General features: G+C 36.0%; 5 protein-coding genes. 2 read left to right on the forward strand and 3 right to left on the reverse strand.

Annotated elements, in window-relative coordinates:
- Positions 1-49: 49 nt before the first annotated feature.
- Together bioB and IWX84_RS08445 are read left to right on the forward strand one after the other, a co-directional pair.
- Positions 50-1,141, forward strand: coding sequence for a biotin synthase BioB (bioB, locus tag IWX84_RS08440; protein ID WP_196850302.1), 1,092 nt, complete (start codon positions 50-52; stop codon positions 1,139-1,141).
- A gap of 104 nt (positions 1,142-1,245) precedes the next feature.
- Entirely contained in the window at positions 1,246-2,109 is an 864-nt protein-coding gene (locus IWX84_RS08445; RefSeq protein ID WP_196850303.1) for a cupin-like domain-containing protein, read from the forward strand.
- A 101-nt stretch (positions 2,110-2,210) separates the two neighbouring features.
- On the opposite strand, the gene IWX84_RS08450 is transcribed toward IWX84_RS08445, so the two are convergent.
- The 3 genes from IWX84_RS08450 to IWX84_RS08460 all read right to left on the reverse strand — a co-directional run bounded on the left by IWX84_RS08450 (position 2,211) and on the right by IWX84_RS08460 (position 14,133).
- Positions 2,211-7,415, reverse strand: coding sequence for a T9SS sorting signal type C domain-containing protein (locus IWX84_RS08450; RefSeq protein ID WP_196850304.1), 5,205 nt, complete (start codon positions 7,413-7,415; stop codon positions 2,211-2,213).
- A 218-nt stretch (positions 7,416-7,633) separates the two neighbouring features.
- Entirely contained in the window at positions 7,634-10,894 is a 3,261-nt protein-coding gene (locus IWX84_RS08455) for a T9SS sorting signal type C domain-containing protein (RefSeq protein ID WP_196850305.1), read from the reverse strand.
- A 410-nt stretch (positions 10,895-11,304) separates the two neighbouring features.
- Complete coding sequence (locus IWX84_RS08460) at positions 11,305-14,133, reverse strand: T9SS sorting signal type C domain-containing protein (RefSeq protein ID WP_196850306.1); 2,829 nt, start codon at positions 14,131-14,133, stop codon at positions 11,305-11,307.
- Positions 14,134-14,201: the final 68 nt, after the last annotated feature.

Below are 14,201 nucleotides of genomic sequence, written 5' to 3' on the forward strand. Positions count from 1 at the left end.
ATTCTTGGAACAATTTAACTACTTTTGGCGCATTAAAAAATTTGTATCAATGAGCATTACAAAACACAACTGGACGAAAGACGAAATTATCGCAATATATAAGAAACCTATGATGGATTTGCTTTTTGAAGCAGCTTCTATACACAGGGAACATCATGATCCTAATGTAGTTCAAGTATCTACCTTATTATCTATAAAAACTGGAGGATGCCCGGAAGATTGTGGCTATTGTCCGCAAGCAGCACGATATCATACTTCAGTTGAAGGGAATGACCTAATGTCTGTGAGTCAAGTAAAAGCTCAGGCTTTGCGCGCGAAATCAAGTGGTTCATCACGTGTATGCATGGGAGCGGCTTGGAGAAATGTAAAAGACGGACCTGAATTTGATCAAGTCCTTGAGATGGTTCGTACAATCAACAAACTGGACATGGAAGTGTGTTGCACGCTTGGAATGATTACCGAAAACCAAGCTCACCGTTTGGCAGAAGCTGGTTTATACGCTTATAATCACAATTTAGACACTTCAGAAGAATATTATAAAGAAGTAATCTCAACACGTGGATTTGAAGACCGTCTACAAACTATTGAGAATGTTCGTAAAACGAATGTTACGGTTTGTAGTGGAGGAATTATTGGGATGGGAGAAAGCATCGAAGACAGAGCAGGAATGCTAGTGGCACTTTCTACATTAAACCCGCAACCGGAATCAGTACCAATTAATGCTTTGGTTGCCGTAGAAGGAACCCCAATGGAAGAAGAAAAACCAGTGGAAATTTGGGAAATGATTCGAATGGTAGCGACTACCCGAATTATCATGCCCGAAACGCAAGTACGATTATCAGCTGGAAGAATGAATATGAGCCGTGAAGGTCAAGCGATGTGTTTCTTTGCTGGTGCCAATTCAATTTTTGCTGGAGATAAATTATTAACTACCCCAAATCCTGATGTAAATGAAGACATGAAAATGTTTGAAATGCTAGGTTTAAATCCTCAAAAAGCATTTACAAAGGTTTCTCAACCGCAAACAATCGAAGCGGCAGATTCACAATTTGCACCACTTGGCGAAAAACCAAAATGGTCAAGACCAGGGCATGAAATAGAAAGAAATGTGGAAGCATCAATAAAAGGAAAGTCATTATAAAAACTATTCCTGAATATTTCTTTACATTAACGTAAAGCTTTATTAACTTTGCTCCCAGTTTAAATACTGGGAGCAATTTTTTTTTAATACATATAATTTTTATTATGCCATTACAACTGAAAGAAATTGAACGTGTTAAAACTATTTCAAAAAAAGATTTCTACACCAATTTCGTCAAAAAACAAAAACCTGTTGTGGTAGAGCAGTTAACATCTGATTGGCCTGCTTACGAAAAATGGAATTTAGATTATATTAAAAAAATGGCTGGGGATAAAACAGTCCCGTTATATGATGACCGTCCCGTTTCCTTCAAAGATGGATTCAATGAAGCGCATGCCAATATGAAAATGGCAGATTACATTGACCTTCTCAAGTCTAAACCGACAAATTTTCGAATTTTTCTATATAATTTAATGAAAGAAGTTCCTTTATTAAAAAAAGACTTCAAATGGCCGGAACTTGGATTAAAACTTGTCAAACAGCTGCCAATGTTGTTCTTTGGAGGCGAAAATTCAAGAGTTTTCATGCATTATGATATTGATTATTCTAATATTCTACATTTTCAATTCAATGGAAAAAAGAGATGTGTTTTATTTGCACCAGATCAAACACCTTATTTATATAAAGTTCCATTCTCTTTAATTTCAAGAGAAGACATCGATTTTGACAATCCTGACTTCGATAAATTTCCCGCTCTAAAGCAATCCCAAGGATATGTTACTGAGTTAAAACACGGAGAAATGCTTTATATGCCGGAAGGCTATTGGCATTACATGAAATACCTTACTCCTGGTTTTTCTATGAGTTTAAGGGCTTTTCCAAGAAGCATTGTTAAACTGTCAAAGGCCGCTTATAATGTGTTTATTATGCGACACTTTGATAATTTCATGAAAAAAAGAAAAGGACAAGAATGGATTGATTACAAAAATGAAAAAGCTTTAATTACAACCAATAAGAATCTTTCTTAAGAGTTTATCTACTTTTATAAATATCATTAAACACTAAAAAATCCCATCCTGTTATAAACAAAATGGGATTTTTTAATGCATTATTAAATTTTCAATTATTTTTAATAAATAACTTTTTTTGAAATCACCTTACCATTGTTCAAAGTTACTTTTACTACTACTGTTTGATTATTCAAAGCAATACTTGAGGTATGAAACTCATTACTATTTATAACATCTTTCTCAAATATTTTTCTACCCAGAATATCAAAAACAGTGATTCGTTTTATTGTTTCCAGTTCTGATTTTATTTTTAATTCATTTTTATCTTTCGAAATAACAATTTGGTTATCCAGTTTGTCAAAATTATTCGTTCCTAAAGTTTTATTGGTGTAACGCAATACAAAACGGTCGTTGAATGTTCCTGCAACGGTAGAAAAAGTGTAGTCTCCGCTTTTCAAATCAAAAAGGGTATTATTTAATTTATCTTCAATAAAAACAGCCTGATCGTAAAGAAAACCATCAGCTTGACTAATTCTTATGGTAAAATCTCCATCAATAATAGTGCGATAACCTAAAGGAACCGCATCTGTTTCATCAAATGGCAAAGCCCTACCTTGAATCACTAAGTTTTTATCTTGGTTGATACTATAAAAATCGACATACTTATTACCATCAAAACTTTCACCATCAAAATTGTTATCATAATTATTTGTGGCATCAGAAATATAGCCAATTAAAGCTTGCTTAAAAGCGCCTTGCTCATTGAAAAAATCCAACCAAATCCGATTTTTCTCCATATCAATGGATGTTTTTGCTTTGGTATTGTTAAGTTTAAAAAACTGAGAGTTATTTAATGTCCCATCTGGCCCTGTCCCAAACACTCGCATATCATTAGTGAATCGAACTGTCCCATTATCAATTGCTGTTGCAAAAAAACCTTGCCCTGCCGCAATTATACCAGAAGGAACAGCACCTATTGGCCCAATTCCAACTGATCCAGTCGTGTTATACGACGCATAATCAGCATCCGTATAAATATTATTAGCAATAGCGGGACTATGGGTCCAAAAGTAAAGAGTTCCATCTAAAATGGTATTTGCAGCTAAAAACAAATCTGCATCAATGGCAGATGGATAAGGGTTCCCTAGAAGATATAATTTTCCTGCATTTGGATCAGTTACAGGTAAAGGTGGTACACCTGTAATTGCGATAGGATAAGATCCATTATTTGGCGTCCCGATAAATGAGGCCTGGAAGAGACTTGGCGCCGAATTACTTTTAGGTCCAAGAATACTATAGCCCACACCTATGTCCATTAGCTTTGTTGGTGATTCTTGTTTCCAATTTTCTGTGGTATCAAAAGAGTAAAAAAGATTTGTATTAGGGGATACATCAGATAATTTTGGGCCTGAAAAGCCCGAAACTGTAACTGGTGAAGACCAAAAGACAGAATCACTATTAAGGATAGCGGTATTAGTTAGTCTTTTGTAGGTTATATTTCCCGTATTTGCTCCCGTATAAGTTGTTTGCACTAAACTGGCACTGTTTTCGAACGTAAGGCTTCCAGGAACCGTTACAGTGATTACATCATCTGCTGTAGTTACAACACCATCTTTTACTGTAACAGCACCATTAGTCACCGTAAGTTTGGTAACATTTATATCGTTAGCAATACTATAACTACCTCCAAGGCCCGAGAACAAAAGATTATTATAATCACCCCCAGCAACTGTTTGCGCTGCACCATAATAGTCAACCGTACCTGTAGGAACATAAAGTCCGTTTGTTGCACCAGAAAAGCGTACTGTTCCATTCATAGTAGATGCAGATAATACACTATTATCATATAGTAAATTTCCTGATTGCATGTCCAATACCGCATTTGTGGGCGTCATATTTAAAATCCCCGCAGCTAGATTAAATCCATTCATATTAAAAATAGGAGCACCTCCATTATCTATATTCAATTGATTGCCAACTGTTATATGGCCGGAAGCGGTTTGGGTCCCAGAAATATTATTGAGTTGCAGAGAAGGAATGGCATTATAAATTCCACCTACGATGGTTTGTCCTCTTGTTGAACTAGCATAATTGATGGTATTGGTCCAAATTTTACCTGAAGGAATTGGATTAGTTGAAAGGTTCGATGATATAATTTGTCCTGAACCTGAATTAGTAAAAGCAGCTCCTCCTGTCAATGCAAAAGTGGAGAGGTCAAATACAGAAGTGGCAGAACTGTTATTGAGTATGCCATTTACTATTATATCCTTTGTTGTATAAAGAGTAGAAAGAACATTGGAGTTACTAAGATTATTGAATGTATTGGTTGACAAACCTCCAATTGATTGATCTGCAGTCCCTGTAAAATTTACTGTACCAATACCTGCTGTAAAAATCCCATTGTTAATCCAGTTCCCGCTTACAGCTAGTGTAAAATTAGCTAAAAAGCTTAAAGACGCCCCATTATCAATAGTGATAGTTTGACACAAAGCATCGGCAAGAGTTATTATTGGCTTTCTAGTAGGTGCGGCTGGTATAATTACATCAGTCGTAGCGTTTGGAATGCTTAGTCCACACCAGTTATTAGCAACATTCCAATCAGAACTAATAAGACCAGTCCATGTGCCTGGAACACAAATTACACCAACATTTAACACACCAGTTGTTGTGTTGCCAAAGTAAGTCACGTTTTTATTGCTAGCTGAAGATAATGCTCCTCCATAAGAACCTAAAGGTTGAGAAACTGCTATAAAAGTAAGCGCTGTGGAAGTCGAAACAGACCCACCAGACAAAATCGATACTGTGCCAGTACCTAAAGACAAATTACCCGAAATAACAGTTGCCCCTGCAAAAGTCTTATTGCCAATACCACTAAGTGCAAGATTCCCATAATTTTGGATGGCGACTGTTTGTCCTGTACCACTATACTTAACCGTACTCGTTGCGCCTAATGCATTTGTTGCAAAACCTGAGGGAAAAGTACTTGTTCCACTCAAATTTAAGGTTCCTCCATTAGCAAGGCTAAAAGTTCCTACTCCAGATAGTAAAAAACCACCATTATCTAAACTTCCGTTTGTGCCATTTCCAACAGTGAGAGGTACTGAAGCATTAAAAATTTTAGCACTATTAGCTGTGATTGTTCCTGTACTGATGACACGAACCCCACCAGTTGCTGTAAATGGAGTAATCCATTCAAAGCTTGATAATCTAGGTGTAGTTGTATTGTATTGTAGTTTAGCGGCAGGTCCATAAGTAGGCGCTGCAGAAACCGTAGCAGTTCCCTCCATAGAGAGCGTGCCATTAACTAAAGGGACTTTTGTTAAAGATTTAAGCCCTGATGCGGAAACGGTTAAGTTATTAAAGGATGTAACTAATGTCCCTGTAAGGAACTGGGCTCCTGCTCCCCCAAAATTTACTGTTCCTGTACCGGGAACAAATACTCCTGCCGTGTTCGTCCACGCTGGGTTAGCTACTAGATTTGCGTTGATAGTGCTTGAACCGGCATTCAGTGTTCCAGCAATAAGTGTGACAAGTCCTGAAAAAGTATGTGTTAATCCTATTCCTAAATTTAATGTACCTACAGATCCGTTAATGGTCAATAGACCTCCCGTTACATTACCTGTTAAAGTAGCAATACCTGCAGTTTTTGTCATACTGACAGTTCCTGCGGTATTAAAAGCACCAATACTTTGAGTTGCCAAAACATCCGTAATTGTTATAGGTGAAGCATTAGCGGTGAGGATACCTCCATTATTTATAAAATTACCTCCAAAAGTCAAGCCCCAATTACTTCCACTTGTATTTAATTTAGCATTCAGACCTATTGTTAATGGCGCTGTAGGATTAAAAACTTTAGCCTCATTCAATGTTATTATACCTGTATTAGCAATAACCACTCCGCCAGTTGAAGCAAATGGAGTAATCCATTCTTCTGAAGTAGCTGCATAAGCTGCGGCTTTGTTATATTGTAATGTCGCATTTGCTCCATAAGTCACAGCTCCTGTGGTAACAATAACTGCAGCAGTAGTACCTGCCATATAGAGAGTACCATTTACAGTTGGTGGCGTTGAAAATGTCTTGTTTTTTGTGCCAGAAATAATTAAATTATTATAGTTTACAACAGCTGCCGTTTGCGCAGCTCCATAATATTCTACTGTTCCAGTACCTGGGCTAAATGTTCCAACGCCAGTACCTGCTATGCTAGCTCCAATTCTTAACAAACTAGAACCACAATTAAGCGTTCCATTGGTTCTCGTCCAAGTTCCATTAAAGGTATGCGTCCCTGATACTAAATCTAAAGTCCCTCCAGCTCCACTTATAGTTAATCCACCGGCGCTGACATTTCCCGTTAAAGTAGCCGTCCCACCTATTTTTAGCATACTTACTAATCCTGTGGTGGTAAATCCCTGAATCGATTGATTGGCAGAACCTGTAAACTGAACTTGTGCTATGAATAGCGTAAAAATTCCTGAATAAGTGAAATTTCCTCCTAATTTTAAAAAACCTGCATTAGTAAATATAAATGAACTGGTACTATTAAAATTCCCTGTGGAAACAGCTACCTGACCTGTGGAAAGTGTAAACGTTCCGGTATTACTAAAATTACCTGTCGATAGATTTACTTGTGCCGTTGTTCCTGAGACCTTTCCATTATTGATGAAATTACCGTTAACCGAAATTACCCTATTCATAGTACTCAATGTTGCGCCTACATTAACGGTCACATCAGTAACTATTGTATTTGCTCCAACAGTTATCGTATTTGTACTGAACCCATTACCAATTATAATAGAAGGCGGCACCCCAGTTAGTGTTAAAATTCCAAAGCTAGTTGTGCCGGTAAACAAAATCGTTCCAGGCCCGTTAACTCCATTAGTGGTAGTTCCACTATTTGCAAAAGTTCCTATAACGGTAAATGTCTGACTGCTGTTAATAATTAATTTACTAGTGGTTGTACTTAAATTAAGATTAGTAATACTCGCAGAAACTGTAACCGTAACGGCATGACCAGCGCCAATAGTTACATTATCTGAAGCCAAAGGAACAACACCTCCAACCCAAGTTGATGGCGTTGACCAAGAACCACTTCCTGCACTTATTATTGTAGCCGCATTAGTTAAAGAGAAAGAAAATAGGGCTATTAAAACAAAAATTACTTTAAATTCATTTAATTTACGAACCGAAAATGATTGTACTAATTTTAAATACGAATTTAAAAGCGTAGACGAATTACTTTTTGATGATTCTTTATAAATGGCTTTTTGTGCCGAAATCCCAAATTGAAACAAAATTAGAAAAAAAGGAGTGAGTAGTTTTTTTATCATAATTTTTGGGATGTTAAAGAAAATTAGTAGGCATTAATCTGCAAAAACATCTAAAAACAACTAGAAAACAAAATAAAACCGTTTAAATGCATTTATATCTGTTTAAATACATCTTTTATTGATTTTAATTTTAAAATTTGTGGAGAATAACAAAAATTCTAAAAAACGAAAAGACACATACAAATGAAGGAATGCATAATTTGATGTTTTAAAGTCTTTTAATAAGCAATTTTATCAGTGAACGTCTGTCCATTTTGCAATAGAATCTTAACCAGTAAAGTTTGATGAGCAGAAGCTAAATTTAGAATGATGAATTCATTTGTATTCACGTTCGTTTTTTGATAAATGGATCTACCCCATAAGTCGTACACTTGAACTTTGTTAATCATTTCGACCGATGAGTTTATCTTTATTTGTTTATTTTTATTCGAGACTAAAACTGTATTGTCGAGTTTATCAAAATTATTGGTTCCTAAAGTTTTATTGGTATAACGCAACACAAAACGGTCGTTGAATGTTCCTGCTTCAGTACTGAAATTATAAGCTCCTTCTTTTAAATTTTTAATAATCTTGGCGTTTTTATCTTCAATAAATACATCTTGATTTACAAATAACCCATCTGTTTGATCAATCGCAATTGTAAAATCACCAACAATAGTAGATCTATAACCGATAGAAACAACATCAGTTTCATTAAAGGGTAAAGATCTACCTTGAATCACCAGGTTTTTATCTTGGTTGATACTATAAAAATCTAAAAACTCATTCCCATCAAATGTCTCTCCATCATATCCATTATCATAGTCATTTGTGGCTCCGTCCACATAGCCTACCAAAGCTTGTTTGAATACACCTTGATTATTGTATAAATTTAGCCATACTCTATTTTTTTCAAAGGAGTCAGCCATTTTTGATTTTGCGCTAAATTTAAAAAACTGCGAGTTGTTTCCCGTAATACCTCCTACTCCTACTCTCATATTATTATTGAATACTACAGTTCCAGCGGCAATACTAGTTGCAAAAAATGCCTGCCCTGATCCAATTTTCCCCGACGGAGCATCGACATTAACTCCTGTATTTACGGCACTAGTTTTAACTCCACCAACAAGGTTATAAGAAGCGTAATCACCCTGCGAATACAAATTACCAGTAATAGGTGTATTATGCGTCCAAAAATAAATAGTCCCATCTAATACCCCGCTATTTGCTATTAAAAACGCATTGGCATCTAAAGCGGAAGGATATGGATTCCCTAAAAGATAAGATGCTTCGACAGAGGGAATGATGGATACTGTTATATTTCCATTATTTGGCACTCCACTAAAAGACGCTTGATAAGGACCTGGAGGTAAAGGTGCCGTAAAATTCTGCGGTCCCCTAATGATATAACCAATCCCTTTCCCCATAACAGTACTTGAACTTTCCTGTTTCCAAGCATCGGCCACTGCATCAAAAGAAAAAAACTTGTCTGCGGCTGTATTCGAAGAAACATTGTATAATGTTTGTGGCGAAACTGGCGAAGACCAATAAGTATAATCAAATTTACTTATCGGCGTAGTTAATCGCTTGTAAGTAATATTGTCTGCATTGGCGACATTGTTTAGCTGTACCAAACTAGCGGTATCCTCAAAAGTTAAAGACCCTGAACTGGCAACAGTAACTTCATTTGCGACAGTCAGCGTATGACCAGAATTAATAATTACATTTGCACCACCCGAAACATAGCATGAACAACTCGAAAGGTCACCAGTTGAATTATAACTACTGTTAAAAATAATTTTTTGATTAATGGTTGGTACTCCATCTGACCAAGACCCACTCCAAGTTGTTGTCGCAGAAGATAAATTAACTGCGGTTGATGATGATATGCATCCCGCAATATTTTTTATTAGCACAATGTAATTTCCTGCCGCTAATCCTGATTTAGTATTACTTGATTGATAAGTCCCGCCATTATCAAAACTATAAATATCACTTGCGCTTTGAACTGTAATATCAATTGTTCCTGTCGGTGTTACACAATTAGGTTGCGTTATTGAAGTAATTGTCGGGGCTGTTAACAGCGGGAGAAAAGTGATTTGACGTTCTCTGGTTGAACTATCTACCGAGCATTGAGTCGTTGAATTATTAAAAGTGATGTATACACGGTATGCAGCAGATTCTGAAGGCGTTCCTCCCGTAATGTTTAATGAGGCTGTTGTCGCTCCAGAGTATTTTCCAACATTATCTACGACTGTCCAGACACCTGACGTAATAGATTTTTTCCACTGATAAGAAACAACATTTGGTATGGCAGTAACCGAAACTGAAGCCGTTAAAGCATAATTTGTTCCATAACATTGAGTAACTAATGGACTACCTGTTATTCCTGTTATTTCATTTACAGAAAGAGTCGCAATACTCGAACTAACACTACATGTGCCATTAAAAACAATTACTTGAAATTGTGTACCATCAGGAAATTGTGCACTACCCACTTTTGCTACTGTAATTTTGCTAATTGTAGGGTAAGTTACATTGGTAACCGGCATAGTTGCAAAACTTCCTCCAGGTAATTTGTACTTCCAAGTATAAGTCGTTGCTCCAGAGGCTACAACATTAAAACTAACAGAAGCCCCCTCGCAATCTAACTGACTTACCGGTTGTGAAGCAATAACTGGTAAAGAATTTACAGTGATTGTAATTTGAGAAGTAATTACGGTACATGTACTTTTTACTTTCAATCGATAATAAGTAGTTTGAGATAATGGGGCAGAGAAAGAATATGTTGGACTCGTTGCTCCGTTAATATCTGCAAATCCACCGCCAGAAATTATTGATGATTGCCATTGATACTCTGGGGAACTTGCATTCGTTGTACTAGATAATGTAGAAGGTGTTACATTTGAACAAACGGTTTGATTACTTGATATACTCGTTGTAAACCCACAAAGACTACCTCCACTACATGGTCCGGTAGAACAATTACCATCTGAGCCAAAAATGGCACCACTATTGTCTGTTATAATTGTACCAGTTGCTTCTAACGTCCCTGTACCAACAATTGTTGATCCATTCCCTCCAGTTACATTTCCAAAAATCTTAACCGTACCATTAAATGAAATACCAGTACTATTATTACTGTTGTTCAATAGACCATAAACAATTAACGTAGCTCCAGCATTAATAGTAACAATACTATTATTCGCGAAGTCAACTACTTGGTTTGAAAAAGCATTAGTTGAGATACCAACTGTTAATATATAAGGAGAATTAACGATTAAAGTGCCAGATCCCTTTACTGTAATTGTATTTAATTGAGCGTCACTATTTATAGTAAAAGTACCCCCACTTGCAATTATAATATCATCTCCAGCATAAATTGCATTATAAATCACCGCTGAGTTAATGGTGACCTGGGCTGCATCCATATTTCCGGAAATAGAAAAAAACATCAATGTGAAAACAAAATAATTAAATTTGTGTAAAAGTATTTTCATATTTATCTCGTAGGAATCTAATATAGGTTTTAGCCTACAAATAAAAATATAAAAAACCAAGATGCCAGCCAAATTAAGTCGATTAAGTACGCATATTTCAGTTATAATGCAGCAATCATATACTTCAAATCCTGTTTTTAGAAAAAATCATATGTTTTAGAAAATTTATACAGTGATGATTGGGTACTATTGTAAGTTAATTTCATTATTTACGCAATACTCTATGAATGGAAAATCTGCCGAAAAACATTAATTCCCACAATCAAATTTTAAACGTAATCTTTAAGCACCAAAAATTTTATGTCATCACATATTATCCAATGGATTCAAAAACAACTACATTACAATTATAAAAGTCATTATATTGCAAAACGGCGCTTTTTTGAATAAGCATTCTTTTAAAATTTGTTTTAATAAACAATTTTATTTGCGACGATTTGCCCATCATGAAGCAAAATTTTAATCAGCAGAACTTGGTGCGTTAACCCTAAATTTTGAACAATAAAGTCATTGTTATTTACATTTGTTTTTTGAAATAGTACTCTTCCAAATAAATCATAAACTTGAATTTTATAAATCATTTCATTTGGCGAGTTTATTGTTATTTCTTTATTTGTATTATACACTAAAACTGTATTTTCGAGTTTTTTAAAGCTTTTAGTTTCTAGAGTTTTATCTGTATATCGCAATACAAAACGATCATCATATGTTCCCGATTTGGTGGTAAAACTATATGGAGATTCTTTCAGATTATGAATAACGCCAGTCAATTTATCTTCGAGCAAAACAGCATTGTTGATACTGCTAAACACTCCCTCTTTAGAGTCGATGTTTATATTGAAAATCCCATCAACGGCGCTAGAATAACCAAGACGGACCTCATCACTACTTTTGTAAGCTTCCCTCCCTTGTATTTTGTAGGCACTATCACCTATTAAAGAGTAAAAATTAACATAATTACCCCCATCATTTAGCATCCCGTCATAGCCATTATCAAAGTCATTTGTAGCATTCTTAAAATACCCAACGAGCTGTTGACTAAACATCCCATCTTTATTCTCTAAATTTAGCCAAATCCGATCTTTGACTTCGGTTATTTCTTTAACAGGCATCGTTCTGAAAAATTGTGTGTTCGATGTTGGTGTTGTAGAACCGACACGCATATCGTTATTAAAAAGTAAATTAACATTACCATTTTTTGCCTCGACAAAAAAACCTTGGCAAGACGCAATATATCCAAGCGGTACTGAATTTACGGATGAATCTGAACTTCCGGTTGTTGAAATCGTTTTAGCTGCCATTGTTGAAACGGTAGCCGTGCCTCCTGTCAAATTGTATATCGCGTAATCAGATTGAGAATAATTATATGCATCGGGACCAAGATTTGCACCACCTCCTAGATTAGCCTTATGAGTCCAAAAATATAAGGTACCGTCAATGTTTGCACTATTTGCATTAATGAATTTATTTGCATCGATTGCGCAAGGATACGGGTTACCTACCAAATTCCAATCATCATCTGCAATTGTTCCCGGAGTTAATTGTATTGGAACATTTATACTACCTGTGTTTACTTTATTTACGGTAGAACTAGCATTAAAAACTACAGATTCTACTGCAGGGTAAGAAGTTAACCAAGTTGGACCCATGATGATGTATCCCTTTCCTGGAACATCCATATTGCTAGCCCTTACCCAATCATCATGATTATCGTCAAAACCATCATCGTCTGAATCTAAAAAATTAGCAGGATTAAAATAGTAAGCATGATCAGTTCGCCAGTTTGCAAACGTAGTCCCTGCAGTATAAGAGATTGGTGTACTCGTAATTGGACTTGACCAATACGTATAGTCCGACTTTTCAAAAGGAGTGGTCGTTTTATTTACCCTCATGGTCCCGTTATTTATCACCGTGCCTGAATCACTTATCATTACTAAAGATCCTTGGTTTGCGATATTTAAGGTCCCATTAACAACTAAATTATTCTGAATAGTTACAAATTTTTGATCACTAATAGTAAGAACTTTTCCAGAATTTACCGTTAAGCTACACGCAGTAATATTAGGCAACAAATTGGTATCGTAGTCTGCTGCAATAATTACATTGGTGGTGATATCAGGAATACCGTTGCTCCAACTTCCAGTCCATGTAGAAGACGATTTATCAGTAATTACAATACTCCCGGTTGTTGCTGGTGAAACACAACCAAATTGATTCGTCACAGAAAAAGAATAGGAATTGCCAACCATTAATCCAGTTACTGTTCCTGTAGAACCGGAACCCGTAATGTTTCCAGGATTAATTGTCCAAGTGCCTGATGGCAAACCACTGAGAACGACACTACCGGCTGAATTACAATCAATTGGCTTTATCGCACCTATTATAGGAACTGTTGGTGTGGGGTTCACTACTACATTAATGGTTTCGGAATTAGTATAGGAATTACTGCTATACGTGGACGTACATTTAAGTGTCGCCTTATAATTCCCAACAATAGGTGAATTGATAATTGGATTTCGTGCCGTAACTCCTGCAGTAACTATATTATTATTAGGATCAACAATTGTCCATAAATACGTGATGGCATTATTTCGCCCAAGCCCAGCATAATTTCCAAATAAATTAATAGGACTGCCTTGACAAACGGGAGTATTTGACGTAGGCACAGCATTAGGGGTACCTCCGTCAGCTTCTACATAGGCAAATTTTAAATTTCCTGAACAATCAATAGTTATAGGAGTAGTGTATCCCAGAATGATAGTCTGATTATTACTGCAATTACCACCATTCATTCCTGCGTTAGATGTTTCGATAACAGAATTATCGATCGGCACGTACAAGGTAACTTTATTTACCATTGATATTAAGCCGGCACCCAGAGTAACGACAATAAGAGGCGTTTTAATTGTACTGACGACCCCGCTAGTATCTCCTAAAAAATATAATGTACCAGTAATTGTTATAGTACCAAGTAATTGAGTTGAAATACCCGTCAAGCCAACTGAAATGGTATGACCTGATTGTATTAAAACAGACCCGGCCGTGACAGCATATTGACCGGGATATCCTTGCGGTGATGTAGTTAAAGGAGTAACCCAAGCAGTTCCATTGTAGTACTCCCAGCTTACCACACTATTCCATGGGCCAGAAGTTGTAGATCGGTAGTCTCCAGTAGTTTGCGAATACACCAAAGTTTGAGACAACACTAATAAAAGCGTAGGTAGTAATTTTATTTTCATAACATTTAAGATTTGGGGGAAATCATTTAAATATGTTACTCTAAGTAAATAATAATAAAAAACATACA

The sequence above is a fragment of the Flavobacterium sp. CG_9.10 genome (assembly GCF_015752245.1).
GTDB lineage: Bacteria > Bacteroidota > Bacteroidia > Flavobacteriales > Flavobacteriaceae > Flavobacterium.

What these genes read in the sequence shown, in the direction of transcription:
- IWX84_RS08455 (WP_196850305.1), bottom strand. Translation starts at nt 10,894, where the DNA reads ATGAAAATACTTTTACACAAATTTAATTATTTTGTTTTCACATTGATG.
- IWX84_RS08450 (WP_196850304.1), bottom strand. Translation starts at nt 7,415, where the DNA reads ATGATAAAAAAACTACTCACTCCTTTTTTTCTAATTTTGTTTCAATTT.
- IWX84_RS08445 (WP_196850303.1), top strand. Translation starts at nt 1,246, where the DNA reads ATGCCATTACAACTGAAAGAAATTGAACGTGTTAAAACTATTTCAAAA.
- bioB (WP_196850302.1), top strand. Translation starts at nt 50, where the DNA reads ATGAGCATTACAAAACACAACTGGACGAAAGACGAAATTATCGCAATA.
- IWX84_RS08460 (WP_196850306.1), bottom strand. Translation starts at nt 14,133, where the DNA reads ATGAAAATAAAATTACTACCTACGCTTTTATTAGTGTTGTCTCAAACT.